Raw genomic sequence first — 16740 nt, forward strand, 5'->3', positions numbered from 1 at the left:
TCATCGATGCCAATGTAAAGGAATTGTAAAAGATGAGCCAACGTGGGTGGGACGTGCTGTCAGCTGACTGCCGCTCTCGGTAATCGCGCAGTGTGGGTACTATGGAAATCGGCGCAGAAGGTGGTACACTTTGCCGGTAAATGCGAAGAACGCAGAGCCGGCCATTGCGGCCACCGCTCAAGGGAATGGAGGAAAGAATGCGGAAAATACGTTACGGAATCATTGTGTTGTTGATGCTGTCGTGCTTGGCGACGCCCGCCGTTGCCCAGGTGAGCATCGGCATCGGGTTGCCCAACGTGAGCATCGGGATCAACCTGCCGTTGTTCCCGGAATTTGTCCGGGTGCCGGATTACCCGGTCTATTACGCTCCACGGGTGGATGCCAACTATTTCTTTTACGATGGCATGTACTGGGTTTTCCAGGGCGATAACTGGTACGCGAGTTCCTGGTACAACGGCCCCTGGTGGGTTGTGGATCCCTATGATGTGCCGGTGTTCATCCTGCGAATTCCCGTAAGTTACTACCGGCGCCCTCCTGTGTACTTCCGCGGATGGCAGTCGAATGCGCCGCCCCGTTGGGGCCAGCACTGGGGTCATGATTGGGAGCGGCATCGAGGGGGATGGGACAGGTGGAAACGCGGCTCTCGTGGTCCGGCACCCGCCCCCCTGCCTCTCTACCAGCGACAGTATTCGGGGGACCGGTATCCCCACCAGGTCGAGCAGCAGCAGAGGATACGCAGCGAGCAGTACCGTTACCAGCCGCGTGACAGGGATGTCCGCCGGCACTTTCAGCAGCAGGGGGAACAACGGGGGGGCGCACCCGGGCAGCGGGGAAGACAGGAAGAGCCGCGGGGGAGAAGTTCGCGGCCGCAGGATATCCAGCGTGCAACGCCTCCCCAGCAGGGAGGTCCGGCTGGCGTTCCTCAGAGGCAGCAACGGGGCCCGGAGCTAGAGGATCGGCGGCAGCAGCGCGGCCCGGCAATGCAGGAACAGAGGCAGCAGCCGGCTATCAAGCGTGAGCAGCGGGAACCGAGGTTGCAGGGCCAGGAACAGCGACCGCAGGGAAGGGGAGAGTCGCAGGGGCAAAGGGGCCAAGGGCAGGGACAGAGGAGAGATGAGGACCGGGGCCGGGAACGGGGCAATTAACCCGTTGGGACGAGACATTCAAGGGCGAAAGATACTGTAGCCCGAGACGTTCGGTTCACTAAAAAGGGGCGCACCACGGTGCGCCCCTTTTCGCGTTCCCCTCGCTGTCATGTGCGGGCCTTCGTGCAGACAACCAGGGCGGCAATCGCCCCGGGAACCCATCCACACAAGGTCAAAAGCGTAACAATCAATATCGTCCCGCAGCCCTGGTCTAACACTGCCAATGGTGGCAATAGAATGCAGAGCAAAGCTCTTCCAATACCCATGTTGTCTTCTCCTCTCTAGGTTCGACCGGGTTCCAAGTGCCCCGTCATTGGAACATACCGATGTTCACATCATAATGTATCATAAAGCCGGCGAACCTCTTCCTGACCATGAAGGCGCTCCAGTCTTCTGATAATAAAATGGCCTCGCCCCATATCCTGAAAATGGTCTATGAACAGCATGTTTATCGCTGCACCACCGAAGGCTCCAACCACCGGCACTGCTTGGACTGCTGTCTTTTCCGAGACGACGATTGAAAACCGCGCCGCGACCTGGGTGATCAGCCTGACGATTGCGGGAGCCCCTTTCTGGGACAGCCCTTTTTTTGCCAAATGCTCTGCGGCATCCGAGACAGCCCTGGCAAGAGCCGTTCTTGCAGCAAAGTACCCTGCCTCGGTCACATCGTCTGCAGGTGATTTTCCGCCAAGAGCCAGGACCTGAAGGCATTGAAGCCTGCCGTCAGGGTGACGCAAATCTTCACCTTCGCTGCGTGCAATGTCGGCAATGGAACGAAGCATGATTGTTGTGGAAATGGGTAATTCTATTGCCAGCGCCGGCAAGCCAAACAGACCGCCGGTGGCACCGGTCGCCCCAGCTGCAATTTTGTGCCACCAGTTGGAAGGTGGTTCTCTATCATCATGATCCATCGTCACCAGGGCAATATCGAGCGCCTTCTCAATTGATTTTCGCGCGGCAGTATTGATGGTTGCGTTCCACGATCCCGGCAGTTTTTTAAGTCCGGCTTCGATGGGAGAACCTACAAAATTGCTGACTTTGGCAACGAGTCCAGGATTTTCAAGGATAGACTTTGCGGTCTGAAGGTCGCGAAGTTCTGTGGATGATAGTGCCATCAAAGCGCTCCATGTGGGTTTTTCTCAAGATGTATCCGTCAGTATTGATCCTGCTGTTCTGACAAAATCCCCTCCGCGGACCTGATCCCGCTTGCCCAGGCGCCGGTTATGCCGCGGGATGTGCCGGCGCCGTCCCCCACCATGTAGACGTTGGCACTCACGCGGAAATGGGAGTCGAGAAAAGCGGGCTTGTTGGCGTACATCTTGATCTCCGGGTAGTACATGATGGTGCTCGGGTGGAGGACGCCCGGGACGATGGTATCGAGTTTCTTCATGGCGGCCCAGAGATGGCGCATGATCTTGGCCGGGACGGCAAGCCCCAGGTCGCCGGCCGTGACCGGGCAGCTGGGGGGGAAGTCGTACAGGTCCTCGTTGAAGGTCTCGGCGGTGGAGCGTTTCCCCATGCGGAAATCCCCCACCCGCTGCATGAGCGGCTTGCCGCCGCCGATCTCGTTGGCCAGCCGGGCAAGAAAGACCGCCATCTGCTGGCCGCTCCGGACCGGGTTCTTCAGGCCGATGGTCTTGAGGAGGGCGAAATTAGCCAGGTTGTTCCCTGTCTGCTCTTCCGAGAGGGCGTGACCGTTGACCAGGCTGAACCCCTGATACCGTTCGAGCACCACCCGGGCATGACCCGAGTTGGTGCAGAAGGTGCGTACCGCGTCGGGGAAGAGGAATTTGGGGTCGTAGTAGTCGTTGACGATGGGGTAGTTGCCCACGCTCGTCTCAACGCGGATCCCCACATCCACCACGTTGTCGATGTAGGTGATTCCCATCCGCTCCATCACCTGCTGGAGAAAGCTGAACCCCTTCCGCCCGGGGGCGACGATGACTTTCCGGGCGCGGACCTTTCCCGTGTCGGCGATGACGACCCCCGGCCCTTCGGTATCGTCGAAGACGTCGGTCACCTCCTTTTGCAGCATGAACTGCACCCCGCGGCGTCTGAGCTCGTCCAGGAGACGCTGGATAAGTACCCGGCTCCGGTCGGTCCCCACATGGGCCTGGCGGACGTCCAGCAGGGTTACGCCCAGCCGTTCCGCCCGCCGCCGGTAGATATCAAGGTTCTGCTTCTCCTTGACGGCCGGCTGCAGCCACTTCTCCACCTGGGGGAGAAGCCGTTCGGCCTCTTCCCGGGTCCAGTTCCCGGCAGCGAAACCGATGGGGTAGGTGTAGTTCTGCTTGCAGTCGTTCAGCAGGCCGCCGGAGCAGATCTTTTCCCGGTCGATCATGAGGATGGAGAGGGAAGGTGTCTGTTCGGCGAGATGGAACGCCGCGCCGAGACCCGCAGGGCCGGTACCGACGATGATGATGTCGTAGACTGGAGAGGACATGGGATGCTCCGTGGGACGATTTACTGCCACCAACACGAACCAGAAATAGGTTCATTCCTCGTTTCTTTTGCCGAAGAACCGGATCAGGAACTCCGCATCCAGGGGTGAAAGGTCAAACTTGAAGATCGCTTCCTGGACGAGGGGCTGGACAGGTTGGCCGGGGTTCTCCTGAAGGTTGCCGGACACCCATTTCACCGCGCGCCGCAGGTCTTCTCCATCGGGTAACAGGTCATGCATGGCTTTTGTCTCCTGATACAAAGTATGAATTATGAAGGATGAATTATGAAATTTCATCCTTCATGCGTTAATCCTCTGCATCCGTGTCAGGCTGCTGTTCATTTCCATTCGGATGTGCAAGGGGCTGAGGTGGCGGGTTGACGGGGGCTCCGCCATGTTTGGCGCAGTACTCGGTCGGCTCGGTCCCCGCAATATAGAATTCGTCCCGTTGTTCCGGGCACTCCCCATTGGCCAGGTAGCCGGTTGTGGGGTCGATGGTGACTGACACCACCGTATCCGGTTTTGTGAAATCCATGGCCGGTGCGGCGGCCAGGGCCGTTCGCATGAACCGTTCCCAGATGGGGGCGGCGATACCTCCGCCGGTAAAACCTTTCCCCCCCGGTTTCGGCTTGTCGTAACCTACCCATATGCCGGTTATCACTTGGGGGGTATAGCCGATGAACCAGGCGTCCCGGTAGTCGTCGGTGGTGCCGGTCTTGCCGGCGGCGGGATGTTCCTGGCTGAATTTCCTGAGGGACTTGGCGGTTCCGTACGTCAGTACGTCCTTCAGCATCCGGGTCGTGACAAAGGCGGCAGCCGGGGAAAGGGCCGGGGACACGGTGGTCGGGTTTTCCGACCAGGCCCGTCGGTTGTGCTCATACACCCGGATGATGGTCCGTGATTCGGCCCTGAGCCCCCCGTTTGCCAGGGGGGTGTATGCCTGCACCAGGTCGTGCAGGGTGACCTCGTCGGTGCCGAGGGCGAGGGAGAGATCGTTGGGCGAGCGCAGGGGCAGCCCCATCTTTCCGGCGAAGTCGACGAACGAGGGGACACCTATGGTATCCAGTACCTTGACCGTGATGACGTTGTTGGAGTACGCCAGCGCCTGCCTCAGGGTAAGCTCCCCGTACTGCTCTCTCCCGTAGTTCTGCGGTTTCCAGGCCGCATTATTTCCCCGGTTGTAGGTCACCGGCGTGTCATCCCAGATGCTGCTCGCGGTCACCCCCTTTTCCAGGGCGGCGGCATAGATGAGCGGCTTGATGGCCGAGCCGGGCTGACGCTTTGCAACAAAGGCGCGGTTATAGGGGCTCTTGGTAAAATCTGTCCCCCCTACTGCCGCCAGCAGGTCACCCGTGGTGGGGTCCAGACAGACCAGCGCCCCCTGCAGTTCGGGGGAAATCCCCGTCACCCCTTCGCGCACTGTTTTTTCCGCCAGCTTCTGCAGATTCAGGTCCATGGCGGCGGTGACTTCCAGCCCCCCCTGCTCGACGATACCCGCCCCGTACCGTTCGATCAGTTTGTTCCGGATGTGGGCCAGGTAATAGGGGGCCTGTCCGGGGGGGGTGACCGTTGCCCGGGTGGCTCTCACGGCCTCCCGCTGCCGGGGGGAGATTGCCTTGACCTCCACCATTCGCTTGAGCACCACGTCCCTGCGCAGCGCGACCTTGGCCGGTTTCCCCAACGGGTTGTAGGCTCCCGGATTTTTGGGGACGCCGGCAAGCAAGGCACATTCGGCGTCGGTCAGCTCTTCCGGGTTTTTGTCGAAATAGAGACGGGCGGCCTGGGCAATCCCCCAGGCACCGTTCCCGTAGTAGATTTCGTTGAAATACATTTCCAGGATCTGCTTCTTGCTGTATCTGCGCTCATACTCGATTGCCAGGCGGGCTTCATCGATTTTCCGTTCTATCGATTTCTCCCCCGACAGATGTCTGTTCTTGATCAACTGCTGGGTGATGGTCGAACCGCCTTCGGCCAGCCTCCTCTTGACAACATCCTTCACCAGCGCCCGCGCGATTCCCCGGACATCGATGCCTCCGTGTTCGTAAAAACGGGCGTCTTCAACGGCAACCACTGCCTTCTGCAGGAACGGGGGGATGCGCTCGATGGGGACCCAGTACCGTTTCTCGGGAAGTATCCGGCCGACGAACCTTCCCTGGCGATCGAAGACCTTGATCGTGGAGTAGCCGGCCGGCAGGGGGGGGTAGGTGGCGAAGTTTTCCTGGGTGCGGGCAGGCGGGGCCAGGATCAGGACCAGGAAAAGGCACAGGACTATGGAATGGGGTGCCTTTGCAAGGGGAGAGGGACAATGGGAAAACACGATGGTTTCACTCCTTCAAGGGACGTATCTGGCTGGGCATTGGCCGTGGGAAAGTCTGTCACACCTGTTACAGGGGCAAGTCCGGATAGGGACATTGTTTCATGCCGTAAAACGTTCGCTTCAACTGCGGGTGGCGACCCAGATCGTGTGCCGGTTCCCGCCGGCGGAGCCGCGCGCCCTCACTCCGAACTCCTCCACGTCAAAACCGGCCCGGCACAAACGCTTGGTGAAGGCCAAGTCAGGACCGGCCGACCATACGGCCAGTACGCCGGCTGGCTGCAGCGCGGTAAAGGCAACCTTGAGGCCGGCGTCGGTATAGAGCCAGTCGTTGCCTTTGCGGGTCAAGCCCTCGGGGCCGTTATCCACGTCGAGCAGGATGGCGCTGTAGGCCTGATGCTCCGTCCGCAGGACGAGGGCGACGTCGGCCTCCCGGACCGTGACGCGAGGGTCCCGAAGGGGGTGGCCGGTCAGTTCCCCAAGGAATTTCCGGTTCCATTCCACCACCGCCGGCACCAGTTCGGCCACTACCACCCTGCTTTCGGTGCCGAGCAGCCGCAGTGCGGCAGCGGTGGTGAACCCCATGCCCAACCCTCCGATCAGGATACGGGGAGACGGCCGGTTGCCGATACGTGCACACGCATACTCGGCCAGGGCATCTTCCGAGCCGTGGATGCGACTGTTCATGAGTTCACAGCCGTTCACCCGTATGGAAAACTCCTTGCCCCGGGCATAGAGGCCCAGTTCGGCGCTGTCGCCGGGTACCCGTGCTCTGTCAACAAACTCCCAGGGAATCATGACCATCTCCACGCGCTGCTATCGGTAATGTTTGGCGGGTGCATCAGGCAGAGGCCCCCCGGGCTGCTTTCAACCAACCCGCGAAGCGTTCTCGCGGCCTCTTGGATAAAATCCGCCCGAAGCGCTGCTGGTCGTAAAGATACAGGCAGTGCCTGATCGAGGTGTAGGGGCTGAAGGTTCTGTCGGGGTTTTCCGCAAGCAGATGGTCGCGATAATCCCGGACGGTTTTCAGATTCTCGGTCAGGCAGGTATGCAGTTCCGCCTTTTGAAAGCTGCTGTCAAGCTCCAGGATGTCCTGCACGAAGTCGTCGACTTTGTGGTCTTCGAATTCGAAATCCTTGAAAAAATGGCCCGCGATCCGCAGAAAATTGAAGGCATTCACGGTTTTTGCGCTGGCAGCCGCGGCTTTTTCTCCCGCACCACGGGCGTCATCGAGAGGATCGCTGATGGGGGCAACCGTCGCCTGTTGCATCAGTTCGGCCGTGGCGTTGCGGATTTCTTTGAATTCCCGGTCGGCCAGCTCGAACAGGGCGGAGAGGATGTTGATCCTCCGCTTGAGATCGTTGGGGATCGATTTTTTGTATTTGATCTTGTGGTCCAGCACGCTCCAGGCATCCTGGATCAGGGACCTGATCTGCACTTCGAAGGGGCGGTCCGCATAGGGCTGGTACTTCGGCTGGGACGCCATCTCGGCGCTCAGGGCCAGGTCCAGGTGCAGCCCCTTGTATCCGAAGGAGTCCTCGGTACTCTCCACGGCCGCTATCTTGTCGGTGACGTCGAGGGTCTTGAAGTGTCGTTGCAGTACCTCCGACACCACGGGGATCTGGTCTTCGTAGAGGCAGACGATCCGGATGCCGATCAGGTCGGAGATGAAATCCTTGATCTCGTAGGGCTGTTCATCGGCTTCCAGGGTGCCCTGGTACTTGCGATGGAATTTTTTTATGCACTCTTCCCTATCCTTGACCCGGCCTTCGATTTTCGTCACCTCCCCCACATCCGACCGCTTGAGCAGTGAGCCGATGACACGGACATAGGTGTCCCTCGCTTCAGCGAACTGCTTCCGGTTGCTTTCATAGTAGTTGCCGAAGACGCTTTTTTCCTGCTCAAAATCAAGAGAGGCCATGGTGAGTCCCTTTATTCTCCCTTCGCATTCCAGATCGGGTTTTGTTTGTCGTCGGGGTGCAGCTTTTCGAGTTCCTCCGGATCAACATGCCAGAAGGATTTGTCGATGGCCCCTTCCTCGTATTCCCGTTTCTGGTCGTGGGCAAACGGGCACCACCAATTTTCCACTATTTTCACCAAATACACAACATACCTGAAGAGGGCGACACTCAAGGGGCAGTAGAGCTTGCAGTTGAATATCCAGAAAAACCGGTAGTGTGCCGGATGAAACCGGGAAATGTTTATGGCTGGCTGCTCATGGTTTCCATACCGATGGGAAATCCAGGCGGGGATGAACTCATCATATGATTTGATGTCCATGCCGCCGACATACTTCAAATGTGTTTTGATGAGAACGACCCCGATGACCACGAACGGTACGGTCGTAATAATCGGCAGGTAGATGAGGGGGACTCCGAGGATCACTTTCCAGAAAGGTTGTCGTTCATAGTTACAGCCGATTTTTACTCTGTCCATTGTTTTTCCTGTTCCTGCAGGTGAATGCATACACGGCATGTGATCGTGAAAAGAGTCCAAAGAACTGAAGCGCAGTCCGTAACGCAATTCCCTGCGTCAGGAAACAGAACCCATACCAATTGAGATGACCGGAAAACAGGGGGGCGTCGAAATGACGAAGGGAAATGATTTCTGGTGACAGGTCAGTTGGGTAACTGTACGCGGTTATCGGGTTTATAGCCAGGTATTACGACTCCGTACCGGCAGAGACAGTGCTTTCCGGTAACGCCGCTTTTCGTGGCCGCACCTTGTGCAGCAGCCGGTCCATATAGTAGTAGACCACGGGAGTGATGTAGAGGGTCAGCAACTGCGACGTGAGCAACCCCCCCACGACCGCAAGCCCCAGCGGTTGCCGTGACTCTCCGCCGGCTCCCAGCCCCAGGGCAATGGGGATGGTTCCCATCAGGGCCGCCATGGTGGTCATCATGATCGGCCTGAAACGTACCATGGCGCCTTCATAAATGGCGTCCAGCGGGCACTTTCCGTCGGTTCTTTCGGCTTCCAGGGCGAAGTCGATCATCATGATGGCGTTCTTCTTGACGATGCCGATCAGCATGATGATGCCGACAAAGGCATAGATGTTCAGATCGCATTTGAAGGCCATCAGGGTGATCAGCGCCCCGAAACCCGCTGCCGGCAGCCCCGACAGGATGGTGATCGGGTGGATGTAGCTTTCGTACAGCACGCCGAGCACCACGTAAATGACGAAGATCGCCATTGCCAGGAGCAGCCACAAGCCGCTGAACGAGGACTTGAAGGCCTGGGCCGTACCCTGGAAGCTGGTGCTGACCGTTGGCGGGAGAACGGTGCCGGCAAGCTTGTCGACCAGCTTCATGGCATCTCCCAAGGCGACACCGGGGCGGAGATTGAACGAGATAGTCACCGCCGGCAGCTGCCCCAGGTGGTTGACCGCCAGCGGACCGATGGTTTTTGAAATGGTGGCGATGGTTTCCAGCGGCACCAGCTGATCTGTTTTGCCGCGAATGTAGAGCATTCCCAGCGCTGCCGGATCCCCCTGGTAGAGCGGGTCGAGTTCCATGATCACCTGGTACTGGTTGGTCGGGGCAAAGATGGAAGAGACCTGGCGCGAGCCGTAGGCATACGACAGTGCATCCTCCACCTGGAGCACGGAGAGCCCCAGGGCCGCCACCTTGTCCCGGTTGATATCCACATGCACCTGGGGATTGCTGATCTGCAGGTCGCTGGTCACGTCCAGAAGCTCCGGCAGCTCCCGCAGCTTCGCCTCGAACTCGGTGGCGGACCGGTACAGCTCATCCGTATCCTGCCCCTGCAGGGTGAACTGGTACTGGCTTTTGGAGCTGGTCCCGCCGATCTGGATGGAGGGGACGTTTTTCAGGAAGACACGGATCCCCGGAACCGTGGCAAGCTTGGGGCGCAACTCCTGGATAATCTCGTCGGCAGAGAGTTTACGCTCCTCGCGTGGTTTGAGGCGCATGAACAACCGGCCGGTATTGCTGCTGCCACCGCCACCGCTGCCGATGGACGACATGAACCCCTCGATATTGGGATCCTTGGCGATGATGGCCGCCACCGCTTCCTGGTGCAGTTTCATGTCGGCAAAGGAGGTCCCTTGGGCGGTCTCGGTGTCGGCGTTGAGCCGGCCGGTGTCTTCGGTCGGCAGAAAACCCTTGGGAACAGTGGTGAAGAGCCAGCCGGTAAACAGGGTGAGAACGATGGTCACCGCCATGACCGTCCGCCGGTAGTGCAGCACCCTTTTCAGGGAACGTTCGTACAGATGGAGCATGCCGTCGAAGAACCGCTCCATCACCAGGAACAGTCGGCCATGGTGTTCAGTTGCCGGCGGTTTCAGGAAACGGCTGCAGAGCATGGGGGTCAGGGTCAGGGAGACGAAGCAGGAGACCAGGATCGCCGCGCTGATCGTTATGGCGAATTCGTGCAGCAGGCGCCCCAGGATTCCCCCCATGAACAGGACCGGGATGAAGACCGCTACCAGCGATATGGTCATGGAGATAATGGTGAATCCGATCTCTTTGGAGCCCTTGAAGGCGGCCTCCATGGCGCTCTCACCCTTTTCCATGTGCCGGACGATATTTTCCAGCATGACGATGGCGTCATCCACCACATAGCCGACCGCCAGGGTCAGGGCCATCATGGAGATGTTGTTGAGGGAAAAGCCGAGGAGATGCATGACGGTGAAGGTGCCGACGATGGACATGGGGAGCGCCAGCGACGGAATGATCGTGGCGGAAAGGTTGCGCAGAAAGAGGAAAATCACCATGATGACCAGGCCGATGGTCAACACCAGGGTGAACTTTACGTCGTGCATCGACTCGCGGATCATGGTCGAACGGTCGTACAGGACGTTCAGATCGACCGAGGCCGGTATCTGGCTGCGAAACCCGGGGAGCAGATCCCTGACCCTGTCCACGACCTCGATGGTATTGGTTCCGGGCTGGCGGTAGACGGCCAGCACGATGGCTCGCGTGCCGTTGTACCAGCTGGCGGTCTTGGTGTTCTCCACACTGTCAAGAACAGTTCCGAGCTCTTCCAGCCTTACCGGCGAGCCGTCCCTGTACGCCACCACCAGCTTCCGGTAGGCGGCCGCCTTGAAGAGCTGGCCGCTGGCTTCGATGGTATAGGCCTGTTTTGTCCCGTCCAGAGTCCCGGTCGGCAGGTTGACGTTTGCCTGATCGATGGCGGTTGCCACTTCGTCGATGCCGATCCGGCGGGAGGCCAGTGCCTTCGGATCGAGCTGGGCACGCACGGCGTATTTCTGCGACCCGAACACATTCACCTGGGCCACGCCGCTGATGGTGGAGATGCGGCGCGCGATCAGGGTCTGGGCATACTCGTCCACCGTCGAGAGCGGCAGAGTCGGAGAACTGAGCGCCAGGTAGAGCACCGGCTGGTCAGCCGGGTTCACCTTGCGAAACGATGGCGGCGTCGGCATGTTTTTCGGCAAAAAACGGATGGCCAGGGAGATGGCCGCCTGGACATCCTGGGCTGCGGCATCGATATCCCGGTCGAGGTTGAACTGGAGGGTGATCCTGGTCGAGCCGATACCGTTGGTCGAGGTCATGGAATCGACACCGGCAATGGTGGAGAGCTGGTTTTCCAGCGGGGTCGCCACCGCCGCGGCCATGGTGTCGGGATTGGCGCCGGGGAGGCTGGCGTTTACCTGGATGGTGGGGAAATCCACGTTGGGGAGGTCGTTGACCGGCAGCCCGCGATAGGAGACCACCCCGAAGATCAGGATGGCGATCATGACCAGGGAGGTCATGATCGGCCTGCGGATGAAGATATCCGCGATATTCATTACTTCCCGCTCCCGGCAGGCTGCGTCTCTTTGGTTGCAACGGCCGCGCCGGGAGTCAGGCGCAGCTGGCCGTCCACGACCACGGTCTCACCCGCTGCCAGCCCCTTCTCGATGACGGTCTCATCACCCGTAGCAACTCCGGGAGTCACCTGTCGCATCTCTACCGTCTTGTCCTGCTTTACCACGTAGACGAACTCTCCCTCCTGGCTGGTCTGGATGGCATGGGTCGGAATGACCACGGCATTTTGACGGGAGGCGAGCGTCATGACCACATCGGTAAACTGGCCCGGCCAGAGCTTGCGTGCCTTATTGGCAAAAACGCCCTTGAGTTTGATCGTGCCCGTGGCCGGATTCACGGCATTGTCCAGAAAACTGATGGTGCCGGTTTCGGTGGTTCCCGGTTCATGGGGGATAACGGCCTCGATCTTCAGTTGACCGGCGGCCATGGCCCGCTTTATTTCGGCAAGCCGTGTTTCGGGGAGGGAAAAGGTGACATAGATCGGGCTCAGCTGATTGATGGTCACGATAGGGAGATCGTTCGCCTTCACCAGGTTGCCCGGTTGCAGGGCAACGGTGCCGGTCCGGCCGGAGATGGGGGACCGGATGGAACAATAGCCGAGCTGGATTCGGGCGTTCCTGATGGCGGCCCGGTCGGAAGCCAGGGTGGCCGCCAGCGATTCGGCGTTGGAATGGAGCGATTCATACTGGTCCCGGGTTACGATGCCATCCTTCAGCAACCCTTCGTAACGGTTCGCCTGTTCACGTGCAAATTTCGCCTGGGCCTGATCCTTGGCCAGAGTGGCCTCGTACTGGCTCAGTGTTGCCTGGAACGGCTCCGGGTCGATGCTGACCAGCAGGGCGCCCTTCTCCACGTCACTCCCTTCCGTGAAATGGACTCGCGCTATCTGGCCGGTCACCTGTGACTTTATGGCAACAGTGGTGTATGCCTCGATGTTGCCGATGGCCTTGATCTGGACCGGAACGTCTTTTTGCACCGCCTGAGCCACCTTTACCGGCACCGGCGGCTTTGCTTTGGGCTTTTCTTTCTTGGCTGTGCAGGAAGAACAGCAAAGGAAAAGAACGGTGATAATCAGCGTTAGGGGGGTTGGCTTCAAGAGGCCTTCTCCTGGTACACGAAAAATGGCGACAAAGCCGTAGTCTAAGCGTTTTGGGGGCAGCCGTCAATAGAGGACACCAGCTTGCTCATGTGGCCTGTAATTATCGGTGGAATCGGCGTTTCGCGGACACTAGAGTCGATTTTCTTGATGCAGGTCAAAGAAATGTGCCTGCAAGCATGCTATTTATGTGACCATGAGCATGCTTCCTATGACCATACGGAATGTTGCCATCCTAATGCTGGTGATCATTCTGATGATGCCTGCCGCTGTTCATGCCCACGCGCTGGAAATGCGGGGGGCTGAGACGTCCCCTGCGGCTGCTGGTGGTTGTCATGATGCAGACCACGACGCTGATCAGGACTCGACCGGCAATCACCAGTTCGATGTCCGCTGCTGCGAACTCGACACGCCTTACGCCCTGCCATCCCCCCAGTCCCTTGTGAAACCCGCCGTGACCGGGATTCTTGCCTGCACTCTCAACGGCAGGCAACTTGACGGTTATTCCCGAAGGATCTACAAGCCTCCCCGATAAACCTTATCCGGTTTCAGAATGAGAATTCACCGTAACGGCTTATCAACAACCACAATTCACAGGAGGCATTTCGATGAAAACAATACAGGTAGTGAAGATCACATTGACAGGAATCGCCGTAGCGGTGGCGCTCACCTTCGCAATCCCCCATAATGCCGCAGCCCATTGCGACACCCTCGATGGCCCCGTTATCCAGGATGCTCATAAGGCGTTGGAGGCGAAGGATATCACCCCGGTTCTCAAATGGGTGAAAGCGAAAGATGAGAAAGCGGTCAAAGCCGCATTTAACAAGGCAGTGGCAGCAAAAGGGGCAAACGCTGAAGCTGCCCACAACAAGTTCTTCGCTACCCTGGTGAAGATCCATCGTGCCGGCGAGGGGGCGCCCTACACGGGATTGAAGCCAGCCGGCGCCGTGGAACCAGCGGTAGCCGAAGCAGACAGGGCCCTGGCAAGCGGTTCAGCTGATGCACTGGTAAAGCTGGTTGCCGATGACATTACCGCAGGCATAAAAAAACGCTACGAACGGGCCGCGGCCGCCTACAAGCACAAGGATGAAAGTGTTGCCCAGGGGCGCGAGTTCGTTGAGGCGTATGTGGAGTTCACGCACTACGTGGAAAAACTCCACATGGATGCCACCGGCAAAGGCGCTCATGATGAGCATAAGGAACATGCCAAGCAACATGGTGGCCATGCCGGGCATGGCGCTGACAAGCACTGACAGGTAGACGAAAGGGGCCCATTTCCGGGCCCCTTTCTTGTGTATGCCGAAGAAATGAATTACATCGTTTTCCGGTCCAGACTCCGGTACTGGATCGCCTCGGAGATGTGGTTCTCCCTGATCCCCTCGCTTCCCGCCAGATCAGCGATGGTGCGGGCCACCTTGAGGATGCGAGTGTAGGAGCGGGCAGAGAGGCCGAGGCGGTCGGTGACGAGTTCCAGCATCCGGTGGCCGGCGGCGTCCGGCTCGCAGAATTTGCGGATGAAGCGGGGGGGCATGTGGGCGTTGCAGTGGACTTTCGTCCCCTTGAACCGCTCCCGCTGGATATCGCGGGACCGTTCTACCCGCTCCCGGATGGCCGTGGAGCTCTCCCCCTCCCGCCGGTCGGCCAGCTCGCTGTACTTCACCGCCGGCACCTCGATGTGGATGTCGATCCGGTCCAGGAGCGGTCCTGAGATGCGGGAGCGGTAGCGCTGGATCATGATCGGGGTGCAGGAGCACTGGTGCTGGGGATCGCCGCTGTAACCGCAGTGGCAGGGGTGTGTTAACCTTTCTCTACTATACCCACTTGAAACGGCACTCGTTCTCAATTCAAATTCCTCTCGAAAAACAGCAGGTTCCCGGTTATCCCGAATTTCCCATCACCGTTGGCGAACACATCCGCAAGAAACGAATGGATCTTGGTCTCCTCCAAAGAGAAGTCGCGGAGATCATCGGAGTCACCGAGTCCTCTATCTGGAACTGGGAACATGGCACCGAACCAGAACTGCAATATAATCCAAGTATTATCAAATTTCTAGGTTATATTCCGTTCGACTGTCCGGATGACACTGTTGGCAGGCTTGCGTGGTATAAGAGAGCGAATGGGCTCACCCTGAATGAACTGGGTCAGCAGATGCAGCGACACCCGGATCAGTTACAAGAATGGTTGAGTGGGACGCGATTCCCATTCAGAAAAAGTCAGGAAAGGATCGAACTGTTCCTGGTAAATCAGAAAACTTTCCTTCATCAAGGGAAAAAGCAAGGGCATATTACCCTTCCAGACGAATCAATGCCTTTTCCAGGATGACATTGTTGACTCCCATGCCCAGATAACCGGTCTGGCCATATGTGTCGTAATTCACCACCTTTTCCGCCAACTCATGTATGTCGGCTTCCCTGTCGTGGAATCTGTCCCGGTTTTCAATAATCCAATAGATACGCTTTGCCAAATAATCAGGCAGTTCCTGTTCATTCTGAGCAGTTTCAGTAACGGATTGCAACTTCTCGAATACGGTCATATCTAATCCTCCAGCCAGCGAAGTGTCCGTTTGATGTCTTCATGGTCGTATGCCCATTTACAGCAACCTGCTTCGGCGTAGACATCGTACTCCCGGACTTGCGCGGCAAGAATTTCGACCAGATACTCCTTACCCTGATAAAGCTCTGGGCTTCTCGCCACCAAAAGGACGGGATCGGCGAGCCATTTCGGCAGATCGTAGTGGTCATATTGCTCAACGGTTACCTCTTCCAGCTCTTTGAATATGTCGCTCATTTTGAACCACCTTTCTTATCCACGCAGTGCGCAGAGAATATTTTCCACTTCAGACCAGTCAACATCCGGGGTCATGTGACACCACGACAAGCGGATTGATTGTTCAATTTTTTCAGACGATAACCCCATTGCTGCAAGTACATAGCTTGGCGTGTGAGTATGTGAGGTGCATGCTGAGGTGCTGGATACGGAAATAACATTCTTCAGAGCTTTAATTGCCAGATCCGAGTTGATTCCTGGCAGCGACACATTGAGCACATGCGGCAACGTATAATCTTCTGCGCCGTTCCTCTGCGCGCCAAGTGCCAAGAACGTTGCCAGAGCCTGTTCCCGAAAAGCCCGGCATTTATGCGCCCGCTCATTGTTGTTTCGTACCGCAAGCTTTGCAGCCTCCCCGAGACCAGCAATCAGGGGAACTGGTAGAGTGCCGGGGCGAAGTCCCTGTTCCTGCCCGCCACCAAACATGAGCGGGCGCAGCGGCGGAAACTGTCGCTCATGCTTGCGGGCAATGAGAGCGCCGATGCCTTTGGGGCCGTATATCTTGTGACCACTTATGGAAATGAGATTGATACGCGGATGGCGGAGCTGCTCCAATCCCTTACCAAACCCCTGGGCTGCATCGACATGCCACCAGGCGTCATGGTTCGATAAAATCTCCGCAACTTCTGTCAACGGCTGGAGGACACCGGTCTCGTTGTTCACCTGCATGGTCGAAACCAGAAACGTGTCGGGGCGAAGCGCATCTGCGAATCTCTGGGGGTCGAAACGACCATCTGCACCTACCGGCAGTATATGCACATCAAAGCCCAGACGTGCCATCTCCTCAAACGGCTCAAGTACTGCCTTATGTTCGATGGCAGTGGTAATCAGATGGCGGCGGCCACTCCGAATTCCCTCCTCTGCGAGCCCGAATATCGCCAGGTTGTTACTCTCCGTAGCGCCGCTGGTAAAAATTACTTCATCGCGGCGTACCTTGACCACTTCGGCTACTTGACCCCTGGCATGCTCCACTGCAGCAAGCGCAAACACGCCGTAGTCATGGATGGGACTCGCAGCATTGCCAAAGTCCTTTTCCAGAAATCGCATCACCACCGATGATACTGATGGTTCAACCGGCGTTGTCGCGTTGCAATCCAGATAAATAGCCATATATCCCTCTCTCACCT

18 protein-coding genes are annotated in these 16740 nt (G+C 58.1%); 4 read left to right on the forward strand and 14 right to left on the reverse strand.

What is annotated here, in order from left to right:
- Positions 1-197: 197 nt before the first annotated feature.
- Positions 198-1145 carry a hypothetical protein gene (locus tag KI810_RS05215; RefSeq protein WP_214174392.1) on the forward strand — a complete coding sequence of 316 codons (948 nt, stop codon included), beginning with the start codon at positions 198-200 and terminating at the stop codon, positions 1143-1145.
- 107 nt (positions 1146-1252) lie between these two features.
- On the opposite strand, the gene KI810_RS17550 is transcribed toward KI810_RS05215, so the two are convergent.
- The 10 genes from KI810_RS17550 to KI810_RS05265 form a co-directional block, all read right to left on the reverse strand.
- A complete protein-coding gene (locus KI810_RS17550; protein WP_214174393.1) occupies positions 1253-1411 on the reverse strand; it encodes a YqaE/Pmp3 family membrane protein in 159 nt (52 codons plus the stop codon).
- Positions 1412-1480: 69 nt separating this feature from the next.
- Positions 1481-2260 carry an EcsC family protein gene (locus KI810_RS05225; RefSeq protein ID WP_214174394.1) on the reverse strand — a complete coding sequence of 260 codons (780 nt, stop codon included), beginning with the start codon at positions 2258-2260 and terminating at the stop codon, positions 1481-1483.
- 38 nt (positions 2261-2298) lie between these two features.
- Positions 2299-3588, reverse strand: a complete 1290-nt coding sequence (locus KI810_RS05230; protein WP_214174395.1) for an NAD(P)/FAD-dependent oxidoreductase — start codon at positions 3586-3588, stop codon at positions 2299-2301.
- Positions 3589-3639: 51 nt separating this feature from the next.
- Complete coding sequence (locus KI810_RS05235) at positions 3640-3825, reverse strand: hypothetical protein (protein ID WP_214174396.1); 186 nt, start codon at positions 3823-3825, stop codon at positions 3640-3642.
- Positions 3826-3892: 67 nt separating this feature from the next.
- The gene (locus KI810_RS05240) at positions 3893-5902 is read right to left on the reverse strand and encodes a transglycosylase domain-containing protein (RefSeq protein WP_214174397.1); all 2010 of its coding nucleotides are present in this window, start codon (positions 5900-5902) and stop codon (positions 3893-3895) included.
- 120 nt (positions 5903-6022) lie between these two features.
- On the reverse strand, positions 6023-6697 hold the full coding sequence (locus KI810_RS05245) for a spermidine synthase (protein WP_214174398.1): 675 nt from the start codon (positions 6695-6697) through the stop codon (positions 6023-6025).
- A 43-nt stretch (positions 6698-6740) separates the two neighbouring features.
- Positions 6741-7820: a GTP pyrophosphokinase gene (locus tag KI810_RS05250; RefSeq protein WP_214174399.1), complete on the reverse strand. Its 1080-nt coding sequence runs from the start codon at positions 7818-7820 to the stop codon at positions 6741-6743.
- A gap of 11 nt (positions 7821-7831) precedes the next feature.
- On the reverse strand, positions 7832-8335 hold the full coding sequence (locus KI810_RS05255) for a hypothetical protein (protein ID WP_214174400.1): 504 nt from the start codon (positions 8333-8335) through the stop codon (positions 7832-7834).
- A 226-nt stretch (positions 8336-8561) separates the two neighbouring features.
- The gene (locus KI810_RS05260) at positions 8562-11672 is read right to left on the reverse strand and encodes an efflux RND transporter permease subunit (RefSeq protein ID WP_214174401.1); all 3111 of its coding nucleotides are present in this window, start codon (positions 11670-11672) and stop codon (positions 8562-8564) included.
- Positions 11672-12787: an efflux RND transporter periplasmic adaptor subunit gene (locus KI810_RS05265; protein ID WP_214174402.1), complete on the reverse strand. Its 1116-nt coding sequence runs from the start codon at positions 12785-12787 to the stop codon at positions 11672-11674. Before KI810_RS05265 ends, KI810_RS05260 begins: the two co-directional genes overlap by 1 nt.
- Before the next feature lie 211 nt (positions 12788-12998).
- On the opposite strand from KI810_RS05265, the gene KI810_RS05270 reads away from it, so the two are divergent.
- Both KI810_RS05270 and KI810_RS05275 read left to right on the forward strand, forming a co-directional pair.
- On the forward strand, positions 12999-13322 hold the full coding sequence (locus KI810_RS05270; RefSeq protein ID WP_214174403.1) for a hypothetical protein: 324 nt from the start codon (positions 12999-13001) through the stop codon (positions 13320-13322).
- Positions 13323-13395: 73 nt separating this feature from the next.
- On the forward strand, positions 13396-14040 hold the full coding sequence (locus tag KI810_RS05275) for a DUF6448 family protein (RefSeq protein WP_214174404.1): 645 nt from the start codon (positions 13396-13398) through the stop codon (positions 14038-14040).
- A gap of 59 nt (positions 14041-14099) precedes the next feature.
- On the opposite strand, the gene KI810_RS05280 is transcribed toward KI810_RS05275, so the two are convergent.
- Positions 14100-14522 (reverse strand): magnesium chelatase subunit ChlI family protein, encoded by a 423-nt coding sequence (locus tag KI810_RS05280; protein WP_246525155.1) that lies wholly within the window; start codon positions 14520-14522, stop codon positions 14100-14102.
- Between the two features lie 59 nt (positions 14523-14581).
- Between KI810_RS05280 and KI810_RS05285 the strand changes: the two genes are divergently transcribed.
- The gene (locus KI810_RS05285) at positions 14582-15109 is read left to right on the forward strand and encodes a helix-turn-helix domain-containing protein (RefSeq protein ID WP_214174406.1); all 528 of its coding nucleotides are present in this window, start codon (positions 14582-14584) and stop codon (positions 15107-15109) included.
- Here KI810_RS05285 and KI810_RS05290 read toward each other — a convergent pair.
- From KI810_RS05290 to KI810_RS05300, 3 genes are read right to left on the reverse strand one after another with little or no spacing between them, the layout of a single operon-like run.
- On the reverse strand, positions 15072-15320 hold the full coding sequence (locus KI810_RS05290; protein ID WP_214174407.1) for a GSU3529 family protein: 249 nt from the start codon (positions 15318-15320) through the stop codon (positions 15072-15074). The genes KI810_RS05285 and KI810_RS05290 overlap by 38 nt on opposite strands.
- Positions 15321-15322: 2 nt before the next feature.
- Entirely contained in the window at positions 15323-15574 is a 252-nt protein-coding gene (locus tag KI810_RS05295) for a GSU3529 family protein (RefSeq protein ID WP_214174408.1), read from the reverse strand.
- A 15-nt stretch (positions 15575-15589) separates the two neighbouring features.
- Positions 15590-16723, reverse strand: a complete 1134-nt coding sequence (locus KI810_RS05300; protein ID WP_214174409.1) for a cysteine desulfurase family protein — start codon at positions 16721-16723, stop codon at positions 15590-15592.
- Between the last annotated feature and the right edge of the window lie 17 nt (positions 16724-16740).

Source organism: Geomobilimonas luticola, from assembly GCF_018476905.1.
GTDB lineage: Bacteria > Desulfobacterota > Desulfuromonadia > Geobacterales > Geobacteraceae > Geomobilimonas > Geomobilimonas luticola.

Coding starts and splice junctions, on each gene's coding strand:
- KI810_RS05215 (WP_214174392.1), top strand. CDS start 198: ATGCGGAAAATACGTTACGGAATCATTGTGTTGTTGATGCTGTCGTGC.
- KI810_RS17550 (WP_214174393.1), bottom strand. CDS start 1,411: ATGGGTATTGGAAGAGCTTTGCTCTGCATTCTATTGCCACCATTGGCA.
- KI810_RS05225 (WP_214174394.1), bottom strand. CDS start 2,260: ATGGCACTATCATCCACAGAACTTCGCGACCTTCAGACCGCAAAGTCT.
- KI810_RS05230 (WP_214174395.1), bottom strand. CDS start 3,588: ATGTCCTCTCCAGTCTACGACATCATCATCGTCGGTACCGGCCCTGCG.
- KI810_RS05235 (WP_214174396.1), bottom strand. CDS start 3,825: ATGCATGACCTGTTACCCGATGGAGAAGACCTGCGGCGCGCGGTGAAA.
- KI810_RS05245 (WP_214174398.1), bottom strand. CDS start 6,697: ATGATTCCCTGGGAGTTTGTTGACAGAGCACGGGTACCCGGCGACAGC.
- KI810_RS05250 (WP_214174399.1), bottom strand. CDS start 7,820: ATGGCCTCTCTTGATTTTGAGCAGGAAAAAAGCGTCTTCGGCAACTAC.
- KI810_RS05255 (WP_214174400.1), bottom strand. CDS start 8,335: ATGGACAGAGTAAAAATCGGCTGTAACTATGAACGACAACCTTTCTGG.
- KI810_RS05260 (WP_214174401.1), bottom strand. CDS start 11,672: ATGAATATCGCGGATATCTTCATCCGCAGGCCGATCATGACCTCCCTG.
- KI810_RS05270 (WP_214174403.1), top strand. CDS start 12,999: ATGACCATACGGAATGTTGCCATCCTAATGCTGGTGATCATTCTGATG.
- KI810_RS05275 (WP_214174404.1), top strand. CDS start 13,396: ATGAAAACAATACAGGTAGTGAAGATCACATTGACAGGAATCGCCGTA.
- KI810_RS05280 (WP_246525155.1), bottom strand. CDS start 14,522: ATGATCCAGCGCTACCGCTCCCGCATCTCAGGACCGCTCCTGGACCGG.
- KI810_RS05290 (WP_214174407.1), bottom strand. CDS start 15,320: ATGACCGTATTCGAGAAGTTGCAATCCGTTACTGAAACTGCTCAGAAT.
- KI810_RS05295 (WP_214174408.1), bottom strand. CDS start 15,574: ATGAGCGACATATTCAAAGAGCTGGAAGAGGTAACCGTTGAGCAATAT.
- KI810_RS05300 (WP_214174409.1), bottom strand. CDS start 16,723: ATGGCTATTTATCTGGATTGCAACGCGACAACGCCGGTTGAACCATCA.